The sequence below is a fragment of the Vibrio sp. NH-UV-68 genome (assembly GCF_042940635.1).
In the GTDB taxonomy this organism is placed as follows: domain Bacteria; phylum Pseudomonadota; class Gammaproteobacteria; order Enterobacterales; family Vibrionaceae; genus Vibrio; species Vibrio pacinii.
Window position 1 is genome coordinate 652389 of the sequence record NZ_CP134975.1, and the last position, 21042, is coordinate 673430.

17 protein-coding genes are annotated in these 21042 nt (G+C 46.9%); 11 read left to right on the forward strand and 6 right to left on the reverse strand.

The window, feature by feature from the left end; genetic code table 11:
- Positions 1 to 30: 30 nt before the first annotated feature.
- Together ppx and ppk1 are read right to left on the reverse strand one after the other, a co-directional pair.
- Positions 31 to 1530 (reverse strand): exopolyphosphatase, encoded by a 1500-nt coding sequence (ppx, locus tag ViNHUV68_RS03100; protein ID WP_391089262.1) that lies wholly within the window; start codon positions 1528 to 1530, stop codon positions 31 to 33.
- Positions 1505 to 3622 (reverse strand): polyphosphate kinase 1, encoded by a 2118-nt coding sequence (gene ppk1, locus ViNHUV68_RS03105; protein WP_391089264.1) that lies wholly within the window; start codon positions 3620 to 3622, stop codon positions 1505 to 1507. The genes ppx and ppk1 overlap by 26 nt, the downstream gene beginning before the upstream one ends.
- Before the next feature lie 196 nt (positions 3623 to 3818).
- On the opposite strand from ppk1, the gene ViNHUV68_RS03110 reads away from it, so the two are divergent.
- From ViNHUV68_RS03110 to phoU, 4 genes are all read left to right on the forward strand, one after another.
- Complete coding sequence (locus ViNHUV68_RS03110) at positions 3819 to 6002, forward strand: ABC transporter permease subunit (protein ID WP_391089266.1); 2184 nt, start codon at positions 3819 to 3821, stop codon at positions 6000 to 6002.
- Between the two features lie 27 nt (positions 6003 to 6029).
- Entirely contained in the window at positions 6030 to 7676 is a 1647-nt protein-coding gene (pstA, locus tag ViNHUV68_RS03115) for a phosphate ABC transporter permease PstA (protein WP_391089268.1), read from the forward strand.
- 2 nt (positions 7677 to 7678) lie between these two features.
- Complete coding sequence (pstB, locus tag ViNHUV68_RS03120) at positions 7679 to 8497, forward strand: phosphate ABC transporter ATP-binding protein PstB (RefSeq protein ID WP_038174945.1); 819 nt, start codon at positions 7679 to 7681, stop codon at positions 8495 to 8497.
- A gap of 181 nt (positions 8498 to 8678) precedes the next feature.
- A complete protein-coding gene (phoU, locus tag ViNHUV68_RS03125) occupies positions 8679 to 9377 on the forward strand; it encodes a phosphate signaling complex protein PhoU (protein WP_038174944.1) in 699 nt (232 codons plus the stop codon).
- Between the two features lie 5 nt (positions 9378 to 9382).
- Here the strand turns inward: phoU and ViNHUV68_RS03130 are convergent, their stop codons facing one another.
- The 3 genes from ViNHUV68_RS03130 to ViNHUV68_RS03140 form a co-directional block, all read right to left on the reverse strand.
- Positions 9383 to 10138 (reverse strand): copper homeostasis protein CutC, encoded by a 756-nt coding sequence (locus ViNHUV68_RS03130; RefSeq protein ID WP_038174943.1) that lies wholly within the window; start codon positions 10136 to 10138, stop codon positions 9383 to 9385.
- A gap of 138 nt (positions 10139 to 10276) precedes the next feature.
- Entirely contained in the window at positions 10277 to 10579 is a 303-nt protein-coding gene (locus ViNHUV68_RS03135; RefSeq protein WP_038174942.1) for a YebG family protein, read from the reverse strand.
- 102 nt (positions 10580 to 10681) lie between these two features.
- Positions 10682 to 11572 carry a LysR substrate-binding domain-containing protein gene (locus ViNHUV68_RS03140; protein ID WP_391089271.1) on the reverse strand — a complete coding sequence of 297 codons (891 nt, stop codon included), beginning with the start codon at positions 11570 to 11572 and terminating at the stop codon, positions 10682 to 10684.
- A 104-nt stretch (positions 11573 to 11676) separates the two neighbouring features.
- Between ViNHUV68_RS03140 and ViNHUV68_RS03145 the strand changes: the two genes are divergently transcribed.
- Positions 11677 to 12651 carry a TDT family transporter gene (locus tag ViNHUV68_RS03145; protein ID WP_391089273.1) on the forward strand — a complete coding sequence of 325 codons (975 nt, stop codon included), beginning with the start codon at positions 11677 to 11679 and terminating at the stop codon, positions 12649 to 12651.
- Here the strand turns inward: ViNHUV68_RS03145 and ViNHUV68_RS03150 are convergent.
- Complete coding sequence (locus ViNHUV68_RS03150; RefSeq protein WP_391089275.1) at positions 12648 to 14537, reverse strand: sigma 54-interacting transcriptional regulator; 1890 nt, start codon at positions 14535 to 14537, stop codon at positions 12648 to 12650. The genes ViNHUV68_RS03145 and ViNHUV68_RS03150 overlap by 4 nt on opposite strands.
- A 343-nt stretch (positions 14538 to 14880) precedes the next feature.
- Between ViNHUV68_RS03150 and ViNHUV68_RS03155 the strand changes: the two genes are divergently transcribed.
- The 6 genes from ViNHUV68_RS03155 (at position 14881) to ViNHUV68_RS03180 (ending at position 20892) form a co-directional block, all read left to right on the forward strand.
- Entirely contained in the window at positions 14881 to 15969 is a 1089-nt protein-coding gene (locus tag ViNHUV68_RS03155) for an ABC transporter ATP-binding protein (RefSeq protein ID WP_038174936.1), read from the forward strand.
- A 5-nt stretch (positions 15970 to 15974) separates the two neighbouring features.
- Positions 15975 to 17075, forward strand: coding sequence for an ATP-binding cassette domain-containing protein (locus tag ViNHUV68_RS03160; protein WP_391089277.1), 1101 nt, complete (start codon positions 15975 to 15977; stop codon positions 17073 to 17075).
- Positions 17075 to 17938 (forward strand): carbohydrate ABC transporter permease, encoded by an 864-nt coding sequence (locus tag ViNHUV68_RS03165; protein WP_038174934.1) that lies wholly within the window; start codon positions 17075 to 17077, stop codon positions 17936 to 17938. Before ViNHUV68_RS03160 ends, ViNHUV68_RS03165 begins: the two co-directional genes overlap by 1 nt.
- Positions 17939 to 17954: 16 nt before the next feature.
- Positions 17955 to 18773, forward strand: a complete 819-nt coding sequence (locus ViNHUV68_RS03170; protein WP_038175049.1) for a carbohydrate ABC transporter permease — start codon at positions 17955 to 17957, stop codon at positions 18771 to 18773.
- Positions 18774 to 18785: 12 nt separating this feature from the next.
- Positions 18786 to 19058, forward strand: a complete 273-nt coding sequence (locus tag ViNHUV68_RS03175) for a DUF2160 domain-containing protein (RefSeq protein WP_038174932.1) — start codon at positions 18786 to 18788, stop codon at positions 19056 to 19058.
- 115 nt (positions 19059 to 19173) lie between these two features.
- The gene (locus ViNHUV68_RS03180) at positions 19174 to 20892 is read left to right on the forward strand and encodes an ABC transporter substrate-binding protein (RefSeq protein WP_038174931.1); all 1719 of its coding nucleotides are present in this window, start codon (positions 19174 to 19176) and stop codon (positions 20890 to 20892) included.
- Positions 20893 to 21042: the final 150 nt, after the last annotated feature.

The following is a 21042-nucleotide window of genomic DNA, read 5'->3' on the forward strand; positions in this document are numbered from 1 at the left end:
GCTCTAAGATTTACTGACCCAGATTAAGGTTTAGATGTTTAACTGCCAGTTGGCGTTGCGCCAGTAGGCTTGTTCATTTTGCAAGTCGGCGTGAAGTAATTTGTTGTTTTCCAACCAATCTTTGTCATTCGAATTCAGAGTCCACTTATCGCCATCAATGGTTAAATTGGGCGTCTCAATCAACTCGTCGCTGCGCTGTCCATTGAGGATAATCGCAAGGCGCAAAATACGAATCAAGCTGATGACATCGGCTTGGTCATAAAGGGTAAAAGGCTCGAGTTCATTCAGCTTTAACGCTTTACGTTGAAAGCGCACCAGCACCGCAAGCAGGCGTTGTTGTTCGCGGTTGAAACCCGGCATATAGGTATGGCGTAAAATATACGCCGAGTGGCGATGAAAGGCTTGCAAGCTAATGCTCAATCCGACTTCGTGTAACAACGCACTCCACTCGAGTAATTCAAACAGTTGAGAGCTTTTTTTGATCCCGACATCTTTATGAATTTGTTGAAACAGTTCACGTGCGTGGCCTTTAATTTTGGCGGCATGATCTAAATCGACAAGGTGTTTGCTGGCGAGGTTTTCGGTGGTACGCATGCGGATATCAGATCGCTTGAAGCTATCTTCCATTTCAAACAACAGCCCTTCACGCAATGCGCCTTCAGAAAAGTGCAGTTGGTCAATGTTAAGACTGGTCATGATCGCGTGTAAAATGGCAACGCCAGCGGCAAAAACAGGTTTTCTTTCTGCCGTTAACCCCGTCAGTTCAATGTCGTCGATGGTGGCCCATTCACACAGCTTGCTGATCAGTTTTTCTAACCGTTTGGCGGTGATCAGTTCATCATCATAGCCAAGGCCAACCAGGACTTCGCAAATGGCTTTGATTGTGCCGGATGAACCAAAGGCGATTTCCCAACCCATTTTTTTATAACGATGAGCAATCGATTCGAGCTTTTGTTCGGCGGCGAGTGTCGCTCGATTAAAATTCTTTTCCGACAATTTACCATTGGCAAAAAATTCGCGGTTGTAACTGACGCACCCCATCTGTTTGCTGTTAATGAGCTCGGGTTCAAAGCCGCGACCAATAATGATTTCGCTACTGCCGCCGCCAATGTCGATGACTAACTTTGAATCAGACTCGGGCTGAGTGTGGGCTACGCCGAGATAGATCAGGCGCGCTTCTTCAACGCCGGGAATAATTTCGATTGGGAACGGCAAAACCTCACGCGCACGCTGAAGAAAGATATGAGCATTATTGGCTTGACGCAAAGTGTGAGTGGCGGCAATACGGACGTTTTGTTCTTCAAAACCTTGCAGGCGTTCGGCAAACATTGCTAGGCATTCTAACCCACGTTCAATCGAGGCATTATCGAGATTTTTTTGTCCATCGAGACCCGCCGCCAAGCGAACTCGCTGTTTATGGCGACTGATGAGCTGTAAATCTTGATCGACAACTCGCGCAACAACCATATGGAAGCTGTTTGAGCCTAAGTCGATGGCGGCGACATCACGGATGTCTGGTGTGTGGTTCATCTTCTCTCAATTGCTCTTTACGTTTCTGATTCTTAGTTTGTTTTTCTATATTTTTAAGATAGTCGTAAATCGCAATTTGTGAGCGAACTTTCTTCCGATTACCACGAGGTACGTAGCTATTGCTCATCTCTTTATCGATCCATCTCGCTTTTACAGTATCGGTAAAATGGAGATTGACGATATCAATAATGCGCTGTTTAAGGCGAGGATCACGTATTGGAGCCGCCACTTCAATTCGATGATCAAGATTGCGTGTCATCCAGTCAGCCGAAGAGATGTAGACCGCAGGATCGCCGTCGTTGTGCGCAATGATGACGCGCGGGTGTTCAAGAAAACGATCAACAATGCTGATGATTTTGATATTGTCACTAACGCCATCAATACCAGGGACCAGCGAACACATGCCGCGGATAATCATTTTGATCGCCACTCCGGCGTTACTCGCGCTGTAGAGTTTATTGACCAGACCTTTATCGACTAAATTATTGACCTTAATGGTTAAGCCGGCCTTTTTTCCCGCTTGTGCATTAGCGATCTCATTGTCTATCAAGCGATAGAGTTCCTTACGCGAGTTTCTTGGTGAGACAACTAAGTGATTGAAGCGCACCGGACGATACGGGTTTTCGATGTAACCAAACACGTTTCGCACTTCGCGAGTTAAATCAACATCGGCGGTGAGCAAGGAAAAATCGGTATAGATACGAGCTGTTTTTTCATGGAAATTGCCTGTGCCTATGTGTGCGTAGTCGATGATCTCATCGTTTTCACGTCGACTAATCAGCAGCAGTTTGGCGTGTATTTTTAACCCCGGCGCGCCAAATACCACTTCCACTCCAGCTTCGGTCAGAATGCGTGACCACTCAATGTTAATCTCTTCATCAAAACGAGCTTGCAATTCGACCACAACGGTCACGCTTTTACCGTTGTGTACGGCATCAATCAGTGAGTTCATCAAACGCGAGTCTTTGGCCACGCGGTAGATATTGATTTTGATACTAATGACTTTAGGATCAAACGACGCCTGACGAACCAATTCGCTAATGTGTTCAAAAGTGTGGTACGGATAGTAGAGTAAAATATCTTGCGCTCGAATGGCATCGAACTTGTTGGCGAAGCCGTCAAAGTCGGCACATTTCATTGGCGGTAAGGGTTTGTTTTCTAGGTAATCACGGCCAAGATTAGGAAAGGTAATAAAGTCTTTAAAATTATGATAACGCGTCCCGGGGATGAGACTGTCGTAGTTGGATATCTGCAGTTTTCCGCACAGGAAGTCGAGCATCTCTTGCGGCATGTCACGCTGGTAAACAAAACGTACCGGCATTGCGGTTAAGCGCTGGCTAACGCCCTCTGACATTTGCTCTAACAAGCTATGATCAACTTCGTGACCTAAATCGTATTCCGCATCTCGCGTCATTTTCATCGCGTAACCATTGAGCTGTTGGTAATCAAAAAAGCCACTAAAAATATCATCTAAGCAATAACGAATAATATTATCGAGCAAGATAATGGTTTTGCGGCGCTTGCCTTTCTGCTCAGGCATCATGATGAAACGCGGTAGGTGGTCGGTTGGTATCTCGAGCAGCGCATATTGATTATGTTGTGGTTGTTTAAGTTCAACGGCAATATAGGCGTATTCGTCTTTCAGAAATTCCAGTACATCAATATCGTCACGCATCAACAAGGGAGTCAAATGCGCTAACACTTCGCGGTGAAAATACTTTTTTACCCACTTTTGCTGCGCATCGCTTAACTGAGTTTCATTGACCAAAAAGATGCGTCTTCGCGCCATTTCACGGATGAGTTCGTTGTACAACTCATCAAAACGTTCATTGAGTTTGAGCGCTTTGGTTTGCATTTTGGTTAATAGGTGCTTGGAGTTATCGTTACCACCACGCTCTTGGTTGATCAGAATGCGTCGTTTAACGTCGGCAAAGCGAACTTTATAAAATTCGTCTAAGTTATTGGAAAATATACCGAGAAAGCGGATGCGCTCAATTAAAGGTACACTCTTATCTGCCACCTCTTGCAGCACTCGTTCATTAAATGAAAGCCAACTGAGCTCTTTTTCGATATACAGTTTTTCGGTACTCATCCCTTACTCCAATCCCTGGTTTGAAGATATGAAGTCTGCCGAAGCCTCTCCATGGATTAGCAACTTAAGGTCTTTACATGACACTTTTATTGCATTTTTTTATTGCATTGTTTTCAGTTGTTTATTGCGAACTGTAATATAATTGTCACCTAATAGAAATATTATACCCTAGGACGAAAATAGGTAAGTAAATCAGATGACCAGAGCACAATTCTCCTTACGAGAGCGAGATCGAAAACGGCTAATCAAAGATAGATTGGTGCGTCTCGCTGTATCTGCTGGTGGGGTTGGCGTTTTAGCGGCGTTGGTACTGATTTTTGTTTATTTGGCGATGATGGTTTTACCGCTGTTTAGTGATGCCAAAATTACACCGAATGCGCTGAGCAAAACGGTGTCTACCCAGCAAGTGATTGCGGCGGGAATCGATGACTATGGTCAGCATGCGTATTTAATTTCAAAACAAGGCCAGATCGATTTTTGGTCACTCAATGATGATCGCGATACGCCAGTGCTGTCACAAACGCTCACTGAGCCCAATCGTCTATTCGCTCAATCGGTGGCCGCGCAAGGTTGGTATGGTTTTGCCTCACCTGAGGGAGCCATCCATTTATTTAAACCGCAACTGGCCACGGCACTGAATAAAGATCAGCGTGATTTTGCACCGAAAGTGTTGGAGTTTTCGCCGTCATTTGGCTTAGATAAACCCAATAGCCAGCTCAAGCAGTTTGCGTTTGCCCAGCAAAAGAATTTAACCCTAGTGGGCTGGTATCAAGATGGTTCGATAACCGTGCGTTGGCAGCAAGCCGACAACGTCAAAAGCTATACCTTTGCCCAGCGTTTTCCCCAGCTTGACCAGTTGCTTCTTACTCCCGATGGACAAACACTGTATTTGCGTTCGGGTTCAGAACTGATTATTGCCACTAAAAGTGCGCAGCGATTTGATGTGCGAGAGGTGGTCGATTTAAGCCAAGGGCGCACAGAGCACAGCGTTTGGCATATCGATCTGCTGTCAGGTGCCTATTCACTGCTGGTGACTCATCAAGATGGCTTGGTGTCGCAATGGTTTGATGTGCTCAATCAAGATCAGCGCCAATTAACTCCAATTCGTCAGTTTAAGCTTGCATCACAATTGCAATTTTTATTACCTGACACCTACCGTAAAGGCTTTTACAGTTTCTACATTAATGGCACGGTGCAAAGTCACTACACCACCAGTGAGAAATTGGCACTATTCGAGCGTGCTTACGACAAAGCGCCTTCATTGGCAGCCATGTCGAGCAATGAGTCCTATTTACTCGCGTTTGATGATGGCCTAGTGAATGTTGCGGTTGTCGATAACCCTTATCCGGAAGTGTCATTGTCTTCGCTGTGGAAAAAAGTGTGGTACGAAAGCTACCCAGAGCCGCGTTATGTGTGGCAAACCACCTCAGCCAGCGATGAGTTTGAAGCCAAGTTTAGTCTTATTCCCATTGCTTTTGGTACCCTAAAAGCCGCGGCTTTCGCGATGTTATTTGCCGTTCCTGTAGCGGTATTTGGTGCCATATACACCGCTTATTTTATGACGGCTCGTATGCGTCGAGTGGTTAAGCCATCGATTGAGCTGATGGAAGCCTTACCCACGGTTATTATTGGTTTTTTAGCCGGATTGTGGTTTGCGCCGATCGTTGAAAGTCATTTAGCAGCGATTGTTGCTTTGATGCTATTTATGCCGCTTTCTATTGTGCTGATTGGTTTGATGTGGCATCTGCTGCCTAGCCGATGGACGGGGCGTTTTGCCAATGGTTGGCATGCCGTTATCTTAATTCCCGGTATCGCTTTGGTGAGTGTGGCAATCTTGTCGCAAAGCGGTAATATCGAAGCGTTATTCTTTGCAGGAGACGTGCGGGTTTATCTGGCCGAGCACGGCATCGATTTTGACCAGCGTAATGCCCTTGTGGTTGGTTTTGCGATGGGGTTTGCCGTGATCCCTACCATTTTCACCATTGCGGAAGATGCAATTTTCTCGGTGCCCAAACACCTTTCTGATGGATCACTTGCGCTTGGCGCGACGCAATGGCAAACCTTATTGTATGTGGTACTGCTTACCGCAAGCCCGGGCATTTTCTCTGCGATCATGATGGGGCTCGGCCGTGCGGTTGGAGAGACCATGATCGTGTTAATGGCGACTGGTAATACCCCGATTCTGGACTGGAATATTCTCGAAGGGATGCGTACCCTTTCGGCGACCATTGCGGTGGAGATGCCCGAATCAGAAGTCGGCAGCTCACATTATCGAATTTTGTTCTTAGCGGCACTGCTGCTGCTGATGTTTACTTTTGCGGTTAACTCGTTAGCCGAGTGGGTACGTCAGCGCCTACGCGAAAAGTATCGCTCACTCTAATGCTCTCTACAGTAGGAAATTGACAACGTGTTTAAGTGGTTTAAATCAGGCTCCCCATGGATATGGTTAACAGGCGGTGCGGTCAGTATCAGCTTGCTTTCTGTACTTGGCCTGTTGCTGCTTATCGGTTGGAAAGGGCTCTCTTACTTTTGGCCTGCGCCACTGTATCAATGGCAAACCGATCAAGGTGAGGTGTTAATTGGTCAAATTTATGAGCAGCAATCTATCCCTATCAGCCATTTGCGTGAAATGGATGTCGAGCTGCCTGAAGAGATCGTTGCAAGAGGTTTAGTTGAGCGAGTGAGCATCAAAGTGGCCAATCGTGAGCTCTATTCTGCCGATTTTGTGTCGTTGCTGGAAGTGAACCTTAATCCACCGACGCGCCCACAGGGTTGGGCTGTGATTGAGCGTACCCGAGATGGTGACTTTTTTGGTCGACCGATTGGTTACGTAAAGGAAAATGGCCAAATTAGTCGCGAGGTGGAGCAAAACTTAGCGCAAGGTTTAGCCTTTGCCAAACAGATTCGCCAACAAATTGAAGACTTGATTGAAGGCGATATTCGTACCATTAATGCCCAAGCGCAGCGGTTGCGATTAGAGCATCGAAAGCACAGCTTAAATGGCACTCTAGATGATGCCTTTAGCGATTTATATCAAAAGCAAAGTAAGCAATATCGCCAAGCTTTGATTAACGCAGAAGCCAAACTGGACAGCCTTCGTGATCAACTGACGCGGCAAGGGTTGCAGGTCGAAGAGATGACAGGGCAACGGGTTACGATTCCACTTAGTCAAATTTTGGATTTATGGTATCCCAATCAAATGAGCAACGCAGAAAAGCTACTGCGCTGGGGGCAACAGGCGTGGAAATTTTTGTCTGAAAACCCCCGTGAGTCTAATTCTGAAGGTGGTGTGTTTCCGGCGATGTTTGGTACGGTATTGTTGGTACTGATTATGTCGGTGATTGTGATGCCACTTGGTGTTATTGCTGCGATCTATTTGCACGAGTATGCGGGTAATAACGCCTTTACTCGGCTGATTCGTGTCGCGGTGATAAACCTAGCCGGGGTACCTTCGATTGTTTACGGCGTGTTTGGCTTAGGTTTTTTTGTTTATACCTTGGGCGGCTCGATTGATACGCTGTTTTACCAAGAGCAACTGCCCGCGCCAACCTTCGGTACACCAGGCCTGTTATGGTCAGCCTTGACGCTCGCCGTATTGACATTACCCGTGGTGATTGTTGCCACCGAAGAGGGATTAACGCGCATCCCTAACTCGGTTCGTCATGGCTCATTGGCACTTGGCGCCACGCAATTTGAAACCATGTGGCGGATTGTTTTGCCGATGGCAAGCCCTGCGATGATCACCGGATTGATCTTAGCGATTGCTCGTGCGGCGGGAGAGGTCGCGCCTTTGATGTTAGTGGGGGCGGTCAAACTCACTTCAAGCTTACCGATTGACAGTCAATTTCCGTTCTTGCATCTTGAGCGTAAGTTTATGCATTTAGGCTTTCATATTTATGATGTTGGTTTTCAAACCACCAATATTGAAAGTGCCAGACCTTTGGTTTATGCCACCTCGTTTTTACTTGTTACTGTCATTGTTGGGCTTAACTTAACTGCGATCAGTATCCGTAACAATTTGCGCGAAAAATATCGAACACTAGGACAAGATTAAGCATGTTTTCTGTCAACCAAACCTTGGGCTATCCAGCGCCATTAGATGTCAACAACCTCAGTGATGAGCAAACCGCGATTGCCATCGAGGGGCTTAACTTGTTCTATCAAAATACCCAAGCGCTACACGACATTTCAATGCGTATCCCCAAAGGACAGGTGACGGCGTTTATCGGCCCATCTGGGTGTGGCAAATCAACCTTGCTGCGCTGTATCAACCGAATGAATGATTTAGTTGAAGGATGTCGGGTTGCAGGAAAGGTTAAATTGCACGCTAAAAACGTTTACCACCCTAAGGTTGATGTGGCGACACTGCGTCGCCGAGTAGGGATGGTGTTTCAGCGTCCTAACCCATTTCCTAAATCGATTTATGAAAACGTGGTTTATGGTTTGCGCTTGCAAGGCATTAACAACAGTCGCGCATTAGACGATGCGGTTGAGCGTTCATTGCGCGCCGCAGCACTATGGGATGAGGTTAAACATCGTCTGCATGAAAATGCCTTTGGTTTGTCGGGGGGCCAGCAGCAACGATTGGTGATTGCGCGTGCGATAGCCATCGAACCTGAGGTATTACTTCTTGATGAACCAACTTCAGCACTTGATCCGATTTCGACGCTTACGATTGAAGAGTTGATCAATGAACTGAAAACCAAGTATACCGTGGTGATCGTAACGCATAATATGCAACAAGCCGCGAGGGTGAGTGACCATACCGCCTTTATCCATATGGGGAAGTTGATCGAGTACTCAGATACCGATTCTATTTTTACATCGCCATTGAAAAAGCAGACCGAAGACTATATTACAGGTAGATACGGTTAAATTTCTTCGTCATATTTGAAACTGTAGCGTCGTTAACGGTGGAAGTTGCCCCTCATCACATAGACGAACTATGCTCATAGGGCTGAAATTTCTTGTTGCCTTGTTACAATTCCAACTAGTTAGAACAAATCATTGCGCTAATTTTTTCCTATTGTTCAGAAAAAAGAGAGTCACTTCATCTATGAATTTTGGACGCCATATTTCAGGCCAGTTTAATGTCGAGCTAGAGTCGATCCGTACCCACGTACTTACCATGGGTGGATTGGTCGAGCAGCAACTGTCGTTTGCAATGCAAGCGCTGCACCATGATGACATTGAGTTGGCAAGAAAGGTGGTGCGTGATGATCATAAAGTCAACGCAATGGAAGTGTCGATTGATGAAGCCTGTACGCGTATTATCGCCAAAAGGCAGCCGACGGCGAAAGATTTACGCCTGATTATGGCGATAATCAAAACCATTACCGACTTAGAGCGGATTGGCGACGTCGCGACCAAGATTGCTTATGTGGCGATCGAAAGCCCATCGCCGCAGGAGCGTCAGTTCCAAGTGTCGTTACAACCTCTGTGTCGACAAGCGATTGATATGCTGCATAAAGTGTTAGATGCGTTTGCTCGCATGGATGTTGATGCCGCTGCAGAAGTGCATAAGCTGGATGACAAAATTGATGCGGAATACGAGGCTGTCATTCGCCAGTTAATGACCTATATGATGGAAGACCCGAAAAATATCCCCAATATTTTACAAGTGATGTGGTCTGCGCGTGCGATAGAGCGTGTTGGCGATCGCTGTCAAAATATTTGCGAATACATCATCTACTTTGTGAAAGGTAAAGATGTTCGCCACTTGGGCGAACAAAGTATTGATGATGCGCTGCGTTAAATCGCTTAATCCCAGCACTGGTTAATCTTTTTTACCACCTGCTCAATCGCATCTGGATTGGTCACGGGAATCACTAAGTCATCAATCGCGTCACTGCCCATTTTTGCTTGTTGGCTTACGCCGTGCATTAAACTGGCACGAGTGGTTTTACCTGAGAGATGAACCTCACGCACGCCAGTCTGAGTGATGATTGCAACGACGTTTTCGTCATTTAAGCCTGCTCCCGCCATTATCGAAATACGTCCATCGGCTTGGGTGACCATTTGGGCTAATGTTCCACTTCCTTGAGTAACATTGGCCGCTTGTCCTGAACTCAATACACGTTCACAACCTAGCGAAATGACCTGTTCTAATCCACTTACCCAATCACGGCACTGGTCAATGGCGCGGTGAAATGTTACGCCTAATCCGTACAGTTTGGCACGCTCGGTTAACTGCTGCATCGCGACTAGATCGACATCACCGGCAGCGGTTAAAGCGCCCAAAACGACGCCTTGTAACTCGGCTTCGGCGGCGGCTTCAATATCGAGCAACATCGAATCAATATCATCTTGGCAATAGAGGAAGTCACCTTGACGAGGGCGAATCATTGCATAAATGGCAAGATCTGAAATCTGGCGCGCCTTTTTCATTAAACCAAAACTAGGCGTTAAGCCGCCGAGTGCCAGTGAAGAGCAAAGTTCAATCCGAGTCGCACCGCCAGCAATGGCATTGTGCAGAGATTCTAAGTTATCGATACAAACTTCAACATGATATTTCATGCGCTAAGCCTAATTAGGGGGAATGATGAACTATTCTAGCAGTCAGGTGATGAGATATAAGGGTAAATATAACAATATTTATTTCCGTAAAAAAAACCTCAGCATGTTGCTGAGGTTTCGTGTTGAACTGGTGCTAGATTAAGCCGCGTCATCTTGCGCTTGTTCAGCGTCTTCGACCGCTGCAACTTTTTTCGACTTCTTCGGTGCAGGCTTGCGCTTAGCCCCCAGTGCGTATAGCACCTCTTCTTTGTTTTGTGCTAGGAACATCGCCAAGTCTTCTTGCTTGCCTTCTTCCTCTAGCAATTCACTTTTACCTAGTAGCACAAAAAGCTCATCTGCCATATCGAGCATTTTGTCATATGCGTCAGCTTCCGCTTTAGAGGTAAAAGTCATTTTCTCTTCTCCGTTGCGTTCTACCACGTACTTGACGATTACAGCCATGGTTGGTCCTCTAACTCAAATTATTGAATGGATTTACTGTCTTTTTATACAGTTTTTAACCACTAAAGTCTAGGCGAGGAGATCAATCTGCGACTTAAGTGGCTAGTCTTTACGCCATTGCTGACAATAGTCGATGAAGCGCTTCAGTAGCGGGCTTTGGTACTTTTCTTTGTGAACTAAAAGCCAGTAGCGGCGCTTCATATCGAGCGGCAACGTAAGCTCAACGATGCGGCCATCATTGAGCGCGGGTTGTGCGGCGAGTTTAGATAGGCAACCTAACCCAAGCCCCGCAGAGACACTGTTAATTAATGATTCGGTGGTGTTGAGCTGAAAGGCTTCGTGCCACTGCTCAATGCGTGGCGCGATCACACGTAAAAAGAATTCCCGTGAGCCAGACCCCGGTTCACGCAAGATCCATTCGCTACGTTCTAAATTCTCCATCGAAAAAGCTTGCTGTAATAGCGCAGAGTTAGGCGAGCATACGACACACATTTCATCTTGGTTAAACGGAGTTGAAATAAGCTGTGGATGGAGGGTTTTGCCTTCGATAAGCGCCAGATCGAGCTGATAGTCGACCAGTTTTTCGCAAATCAGCGCCGAGTTAGAGATCAACAAACTTTGCGCGGTGTGTTGTGTCTCACGGCGAAAATCACTCAATAGATAGGGCGCGACTTGATTGCCAATGGTATCACTGGCACCAATGCGCAGCAGTCCGGATAGCGTTTGGTCATTATCGAACAACTGTTCAATATCTTGCGCCCGCTCAATGAGTTCATCGGCCAAAGGCAGTAACTTCTGCCCCTCTTGATTGAGAATAAGCCGATTGTTGACCCGATCAAACAGTGAATGACCGATCTGCTTTTCGAGCTCAGATAACGCCATACTCACCGCTGCTTTAGAAAGAAACAGCGCTTCTGACGCTGCGGTTAAGGTGTCATGCTGAGTGATGGCAATAAAGACTTTCAGCTGTTTCAACGAGATATTAGACGCCATGATTCATTGTTTAGATTAACTGAACGAGTGTTTTAAATAATTGGATATTCTTGAACAAATAGCAAGCGTAAACTGCAGTGAAGTTGAGACATTGTGAGGCAGTTATGATTAGAACAGCAAAAGCAAAAGTGATGGGAGCGCCGACTCCGATGGCCGGCTTAGCGCTAGGGATTGCCAGTCTTGGATGGTGTTGGGAAAATGCCGCACAGTTTAATGGCTACGCGCAGTGGAGCGCAGCCGCGATTGCAAGTGTATTGCTCTCAATACTGGCGGTGAAATTTCTGTTCCATCGCCATCTACTACGTGAAGATTTAGCTCATCCGGTGGTGGGCAGTGTGGTGCCGACCTTTGCCATGGCGACCATGGTGGTGTCGAACTCGCTTGGGCAGTTTTGGCCGATGATTGGCGATAGTCTGTGGCTGTTCGCGGTGGTTTTGCATCTGCTGTTCTTAGTCAGCTTTGCGTACCACAGAGTTAAAGACTTTCAACTACACCACATGGTGCCAAGTTGGTTTGTACCACCGGTGGGGATTATCGTGGCGGATGTGTCGTTTTCGGGCAATCCGTGGCTCAGTCTGGTCGCTGATGCTGCCTTAATGTTCGGTATGACCGCTTACGCGCTCATGCTACCGATGATGATCTACCGCTTTATGTTTACTGAGCAAATTCCTGATGCGGCAAAACCGACCATGGCGATCATGGCCGCGCCAGCAAGCCTATCGTTAGCTGGGTATTTGACGGTAGTGGCTGAGCCATCGCCAGTGATTATTGGCTTATTGTTCGGCATTGCCGTGTTGATGACCGCGATTATCTATTTGGCGTTTTTTAAACTGTTAAGATTGCCATTTAGTCCCGGCTATGCGGCGTTCACCTTTCCAATGGTGATCGGTGCAACGGCACTGTATAAGTTAGTGGCCTGGATGGAGAGCATTGGTATGGCAAGCGAGTACATCAGCCAAGTTGAGTGGTTGGCAGGTTTTGAGCTTATCATTGCCAGCCTAGTGGTTAGCTATGTCGCGCTGCGTTACCTTGCTTACTACCGACCATTCAGCCGTGGGTTAGGGGTGCTTTCTCACTAACGTAATCCCTGTTCTCGGAGTCGTTTATACAAGGTATTACGACTAATATTGAGCACTTTCGCGGTCGCTGAAACATTGCGACCGCTTTGCTCATACACATCCAACCAATCCTCATCAGGAACGCTCGGTGATAAACCACCGACGCTTTTCGCTGACTGTTGCGACACCAGAGTAATAGAGTGACTTGAGGATTGCGTCAACGTAGGTTGATGCTGTTCAAGATCATGCAAAAAATCATCAGGCAAATGCTCAATTTGAATCGTTTCATCTCCCGCCATCGCTATCGCAATCTGAATCACACTCACCATTTGGCGGATATTACCCGGCCAGGGGTGAGTATTAAACATCGCCAGAACATCAAGGCTCATTTTTGGCGCTTGCTCGCCGAGTGCATACTTGGTCAGCAGGTAGCTCACAAGGGCTTCTTTATCGGTTCGATCACGCAGAGCAGGGAGTGAAAGATTAAGGCCAGTGACACGATAGTAAAGATCTTGGCGAAAGGTCCCACGTTCCACATCTTGTTTTAAATTGCGGTTGGTGGCTGAAACGAGTTTAAAGTCGACAGGGTATGAGGTGGTTGATCCGAGCGGGGTGACTTTGCGCTCTTGCAATACTCGTAGTAAACGCGCCTGAACGTTAAGCGGCATATCGCCTAACTCATCAAGAAATAGGGTCCCTTTGTCAGCTTTACGGATTAGACCGATATAACCTTTGTTGCTTGCTCCAGTAAATGCGCCTTTTTCATAACCAAATAACTCAGACTCGACCAGTTCGGCAGGAATGGCGGCGCAGTTCACCGCGATCATAGGGGCGTGTTTACGTTGGCTAGACAGATGCAGTGCATTAACGAATACCTCTTTTCCCACTCCAGTTTCACCATGAATCAGAATCGGAATATCACTATTAAGAATTCGGCTGGCCTGATTAATCGCTTTCGCTAGTCGTTCATCTCCCATATTTAAGCGCTCTAAATCAAGCGGGGCTTTGCTATTTGGATTGGCTGGTTTCGCAGTGGATTGGCGATAGTCGATTTGCCGACCTTTAGCAGTGCTCGGTGGGGTAATTAACGCATAGAAATTGAAACGTGAATGGGTTGTTAGTGCCGTGGGGTTAAATGGCGGATGTGATAACAGCTGATCCAACTTGACATCAAACACCTGCTCAATACGTTGCAGGGCAAGCTCTTGGCCCAGCACGACTTCTGCACGGCGGTTGGCCGAGACAATAACGCCGTGTTCATTAAATACCAATATTGATGACCACTGACTGTCAATGTTCTCTGGCGAAGTGTTAAACCAAAGTAGGTAGTGGTTAGCCTGAAAGCGAGACACTATCAGTTGATTCTCTATCGCTTGCGACATCAACTTGACCATGCCTAAGGTATGCGATGTCGGCATATAGGCGTCGCTTGAAATAGACAGTACGCCAGCTAGTTTTCGTTCGGCATCAAACAGGGGAGCCGCAGAGCCAGTCATAAAACGGTTCGAGGTTAAGAAGTGTTCATCATGAAACACCTGAACAATTGACCCTGTCTCTAAGGCAGTCCCAATCGCATTGGTGCCTATCAGGCTCTCTTGCCAGTGAACCCCATTTTGAAAAACGTCGGGTTGTCTTTGAGAGAAAAAGCGCTGTTCCCCCCAACTGTTCAATACTTGACCTTGAGTGTTGGCCAAAGTGATCAAGCAGTTACTGTTAGCCAAAAGACTGTCGTAAAAGGGCAACACTTTTTGTTGGGTGGTGGTCAATAGCCCAGCGTGCTCTTCAAGCGTGTGATGAAACGCTTGGCCTGTTTCGACTTCGATAATGGGCTGACTGTGATGCACAAGCCCTGCTTCTCGGCAGCGTTGCCAAGAATTTTCGATCATTGATAGGTGTTTATTATTCATAGTTTTGGTCAGCGGCAGCGATAAAATTTTATAAAATTAAGTTATTATTCTAATTGCGCGAATGAACGTTAATGATCACAAACGCTCAATTAACATAACACTCTTCTGAACACCTTGAACATCTTTTGAACACATTTTGTTAACAAATGTTAGCTTGGTCTCACATGTTGATTTGCTGAGATAACCTAGGTTTTCTGAGTATTTAGTCAACATTGCCTTACTGGATCAGGCTTGGGAAACTGTTCTGTAAATTATTTGTTAACAAAATACAAACTTGGCACGACTCTCGCTCTATCGAACAATATCGAAAAAATATAATAGTTCGAATGGTAAGGAGTTTTTAGTGTCATTAACACTTGAGCAGGTAAGCAAATATATTGACGGTGAGATGCATATCTCTGACGTCAATCTCACCTTTGAGCCCGGCTCGTTTAATGTGTTGCTAGGACGCACATTGGCGGGAAAGACTTCATTGATGAGGCTGATTGCTGGGCTTGATCGCCCTACGTCAGGGAAAATTCTCGTTAACGGTTTGGATGTGACGGGCGTTTCAGTACGGGATCGCAACATCTCTATGGTGTACCAGCAGTTTATTAACTATCCCAATCTAACGGTATTTGAAAACATCGCTTCGCCACTGCGTTTGGCAGGGATGGCGAACAAAGAGATCCAAGAACGCGTGCATGCTACCGCAGAAATGCTACGCATCACTGAACACCTTAAAAAGCACCCTTTAGAGCTTTCTGGTGGTCAGCAGCAACGTACTGCCATGGCGCGAGCATTGGTCAAAGATGCCGAGATCATCTTGTTTGATGAGCCATTGGTTAACCTTGACTACAAATTGCGTGAAGAGCTACGCCAAGAAATGCGCGAGCTATTCAAAACTCGCCACACCATCGCAATTTATGCCACTACGGAACCAAATGAAGCGTTGGCGCTTGGCGGTACCACGACCATTTTACACCAAGGTCGAGTGATTCAATCTGGGCCAACCGCCGCGGTTTATCATCATCCCGATAATGTTGAATCCGCAACGTTATTCAGTGAGCCGCCGATTAACCTTATCTCAGGCAATATCAACAGTAATGAAGTGACGTTTGATCAAAGTGCCCATTTTCCACTCAATCAGTCTTTAAGCAAGTTGAGCAAAGGTGAGTACCAATTTGGCATTCGTCCGAGCCACCTTAGCCTATTGCCAAAGAACGATGATGATGTTGAGTTAACCGTGCAAGTTGAAGTGGCGGAAATCAGTGGTTCAGAGACCTTCCTGCATGTGCGTAATGCCCATCTTGAGATGGTGCTTCATCTGCCTGGTGTACACAGCTACAACGTTGATGAAACCATCAAAATCTATATTCCAATCCACAAATTTTATGTCTTCGGTATGGATCACCAGCTTATCCATGCCCCGACTCGTGATGTAAGAGGGTAGCGCTCATGGTTCAAATTACACTCAACTCGCTCGCGCATACCTATGATAAAAAACCAACCTCATCATCGGCTTATGCCATCAAAGAGATGAATCATGTCTGGAAGCAGGGCGGCGCGTATGCACTGCTTGGCCCTTCTGGTTGTGGTAAGTCGACCCTGCTGAATATTATTTCAGGCCTGATGAGTCCATCTCAAGGGGAGGTTCTGTTTGACGATATGCGCGTCAATGAGCTCCGTCCTCAAGATCGTAACATTGCTCAGGTTTTCCAGTTTCCAGTGATCTACGACACCATGACGGTGTATGACAATCTGGCCTTTCCATTGCGTAACATGAAAGTGCACAAGGCGAAGATCCATTCCAAGGTGACTGAGATCGCTGAAATCTTGGAACTGACCAACGTGCTGTCGAAAAAGGCACAACACTTGAGTGCCGATGAGAAACAGAAAGTCTCGATGGGACGCGGGCTGGTACGTGACGATGTCTCGGCGATTTTGTTCGATGAGCCGCTGACGGTTATCGACCCGCAACTGAAATGGAAATTGCGCCGCAAGCTTAAACAGATCCACCAGCAGTTCAATATCACCATGGTTTACGTCACTCACGATCAGCTTGAGGCTTCCACTTTCGCTGATGAAATTGCGGTGATGTACAACGGCCAGATTGTTCAGTTTGGCACCCCACGTGAACTGTTCGAAAGGCCAAATCACACCTTTGTCGGCTACTTCATTGGTAGCCCGGGAATGAACCTGCTTGAAGTGACGCCCACAGATCATGGCGTTGAATTTGAAGGTGTCGAAATCCCGCTCTCTGAGTCATACCGCCATGCGATTGCCAACGCGCAAAGCCGCAATATTAAAATCGGTATTCGCCCGGAGTTTGTCCATGTGTGGGAGAAGGGCAATGAGTCAGCGCTTTTGTGTGATGTGCTGCATGTCGAGGATTTAGGCACTTATAAAATCGTCACGCTGCAACTGGGCAATAAACCGATTAAAGCACGTCTTCAGGAGGACCAAGTTGTGCCACAACATCAAGCTTACATCAGCTTCCCAGAGCAATGGACCATGCTTTATGTCGATGAATTCCTTGTCAATGTGGGAGAAGAGTAATGGATAAAGTTGCTAATAATCGCGCTTGGTTTTTAGTCCTGCCGGTTTTTGCGCTGGTGGCGTTCAGTGCCATTGTGCCGCTGATGACGGTGGTGAACTACTCGCTGCAAGACATCTTTGACTCCAATACCGCCTATTTTGTGGGCACGGAATGGTATCGAGAGATCTTAAATGATGAGCGGTTACACGGAGCGTTACTGCGTCAGTTCGGTTTCACCTTCACCATTTTATTGATTGAAGTACCGCTCGGCATCATCGTCGCATTGACGATGCCGACCAAAGGCAAGTGGTCAGCATTTTGTTTGATTGTGCTGGCGATTCCACTGCTTATTCCCCTCAACGTGGTCGGAACCATCTGGCAGATTTTCGGTCGTGCTGATATTGGTCTATTTGGTTGGGCACTCAATGGCATGGGGGTTGATTACAACTACGCGGGTAATCCACTTGATGCGTGGCTAACCGTGATCCTTATGGATGTGTGGCACTGGACATCGCTGATTGCGTTGCTGTGTTACTCGGGCTTACGTGCGATTCCAGATGCGTACTATCAAGCGGCGAATATCGATCGTGCTTCAACTTGGTCAATCATTCGCTATATCCAATTGCCCAAACTCAAAAGCGTGCTTTTGATCGGTATTCTTATCCGCTTTATGGACAGCTTTATGATCTACACCGAACCGTTCGTTCTTACCGGTGGTGGACCAGGCAACTCGACGACGTTTCTCAGCCAAACCTTAACCCAAATGGCGGTGGGGCAGTTTGATATCGGTCCGGCTGCGGCGTTCTCGATCATCTATTTCTTGATCATCCTCTTAGTGAGTTGGGTGTTCTACACCGCAATGACCCACGGTGAAAATAAGTAAGGACATAACCATGGCGATGACTAAATCAAAATACACACGTTACACGCAGATAGTGGGGCTTGCGTTCTACATTGTCTGCTTGATGTTGCCAATTTATTGGCTGCTCAATATGTCGTTTAAAGAGAACCAAGAGATCTTAGGTAGCTTAAGCTTTTTCCCTGAGCAATGGACCTTTAAGAATTACCAAACCATCTTTTCAGACTCAAGTTGGTATATGGGCTACGTTAACTCCATCATCTATGTCGCAATGAACATGGTGATCACCCTGAGTGTCGCCCTGCCAGCGGCTTACGCTTTCTCTCGTTTTAAGTTTGTTGGCGATAAGCACTTGTTCTTTTGGCTGCTCACTAACCGTATGGCGCCGCCGGCGGTCTTCTTGCTGCCCTTTTTCCAGCTCTACTCATCAGTGGGCCTGTTCGATACTCATATCGCGGTGGCCTTAGCACACTGTCTGTTCAACGTGCCACTCGCGGTATGGATTCTCGAAGGCTTTATGTCGAGTGTTCCGCGTGAAATCGATGAAACGGCTTACATTGATGGTTACAGCTTTCCTAAGTTTTTCATCAAAATCTTTTTGCCGATGATCCGTTCGGGGATTGGGGTCTCGGCTTTTTTCTGCTTCATGTTCAGTTGGGTCGAGCTGCTGCTGGCGCGTACGCTGACCTCGGTGGATGCCAAGCCCATTTCGGCCGTTATGACTCGGACCGTAAGTGCGTCAGGTATTGATTGGGGCGTGTTAGCGGCCGCAGGTGTGTTGACCATTTTACCGGGCATTTTAGTTATCTGGTTTGTCAGAAATCACGTCGCGAAAGGTTTCGCGTTAGGTCGAGTTTAAGGAGAAATAATCATGGCTTGGATGGCATGGACTACCCCTTCAGCGCTGTTTTTTCTCGGCATTGCGTTGATTTTATTAACAATGACAATTCGAGAAATACGCACACCGTGTATTGAGCGTAAAGGTTTTTTACCGATCACCACCACACGTGGCGATCGGCTATTTATCGGTTTGTTGAGCTCGGCTTATATCCACTTAGGCTTTGTTGGGCTCTCTGAACTGACTATTTGGGTGCCATTTACCCTCTCGGTAATTTGGCTAGGTACGGTTTTGAAATGGGGATAACAACAACTGAATGACATCTACTCAGGCCGAGTTCGACAGGATGCCATAGTCGCTAGGCAATGAGTGTAATCAATAACGTAAGAAACAGAATACTCACAACTGGAGTTAGACAAGAATGAAAAAGGATATCAAAAAGTCTTACCTTGCACGTAGCTTAGCGTTGAGCTTTGCACTGGCTGCACTTTCACCGGCGGCGCTGGCTGATATGGCCGCGGCGAAGAAATGGATGAGTGAAGAGTTCACGCCATCGACCTTGTCAGCGCAAGAGCAAGCGCAAGAGATGCAGTGGTTTATCGATGCGGCTAAGCCATTTCAAGGCATGGAAATCAATGTCGCGTCAGAAACCATCACCACTCACGAGTACGAAGCAAAAGTACTGGCCAAAGCCTTCTATGACATTACTGGGATTAAGGTCAACCATGACCTAATTCAAGAAGGTGACGTGGTGGAGAAATTGCAAACTCAGATGCAAACCGGTCGTAATATTTATGATGGTTACATCAATGATTCTGATTTGATTGGTACTCATGTTCGTTACGGTAAAGTTGTGCCTATTTCAGATTTCATTAAAGGCGAAGGCAAAAGCGTCACCAACCCTTATTTGGATCTGCCTGATTTTATCGGTTTGGACTTTACCACTGGTCCAGACGGTAAGATTTATCAGTTACCCGATCAGCAATTTGCCAACCTTTACTGGTTCCGCGCCGACTGGTTTGAGCGCGCCGATCTGAAAGCGAAGTTCAAAAAAGAGTATGGCTATGAGCTTGGTGTTCCGTTGAACTGGTCAGCTTATGAAGACATCGCTGAATTTTTTACTAACAAAGTAAAAACGATTGATGGCGAGCCAGTTTATGGTCACATGGACTACGGTAAAAAAGATCCATCATTGGGCTGGCGTTTCACCGACTCTTGGTTCTCGATGGCGGGTGCAGGCGATAAAGGCATTCCAAACGGTTTGCCGGTTGATGAGTGGGGCATTCGTATTGAAGGATGTAAGCCAGTCGGTTCGGATGTTGCCCGTGGTGGTGCTACCAACGGACCTGCGGCTGTCTACGCCACAACCAAATACGTTGATTGGTTAAAGCAATACGCGCCACCAGAAGCTCAAGGTATGACGTTTGGTGAAGCGGGCCCAGTCCCGGCGCAAGGTTCTATTGCTCAGCAAATCTTCTGGTACACCGCTTTTACTGCTGACATGACCAAACCTGGCCTGCCAGTTGTTAACGAAGATGGCACACCAAAATGGCGTATGGCACCTTCACCACGCGGCCCTTACTGGGAAGATGGGATGAAACTGGGTTACCAAGATGCCGGTTCATGGACTTTCCTCAACAGTACGCCACTTGATCGTCGTCAGGCTGCTTGGCTTTACGCTCAGTTCGTGGTCTCAAAATCGGTCAGTTTGAAGAAAACCTTGGTCGGCTTAACGCCAATTCGTGAGTCAGATATCAACTCTCAAGCGATGACAGATGTTGCGCCTAAGCTGGGTGGATTGGTCGAATTCTACCGCAGTGATGCGCGTAAACAGTGGACGCCAACCGGTACCAATGTGCCAGATTATCCAAAACTTGCCCAACTATGGTGGCAATACGTTTCGGAAGCAGCCAGTGGTGAGAAAACCCCGCAGCAAGCTCTGGATGGGTTGGCCCAAGCTCAAGATCGTGTAATGCAACGTTTAGAGCGTAGTGGTGCGCAAGGTGAGTGTGGTCCTAAACTCAATCCGAAGAAAGATCGCGAATACTGGTTGTCACAGCCGGGTGCGCCGAAAGCCAAATTGGCTAACGAAAAACCGCAAGGAAAAACCATCGCCTACCAAGATCTTATCGCGCAATAATTGGGCCACTAACGCCTAATTGATAAACGCTTAGCCATACCCGCTCAACCCTTGAGCGGGTATTTTGATTCGAGCCAAATCATGCGCTTATATTGCTCTGCTAACCGCTCAGGTTGTGCTAGTCTCAGGCTAATTGTGGCAACGATAGCG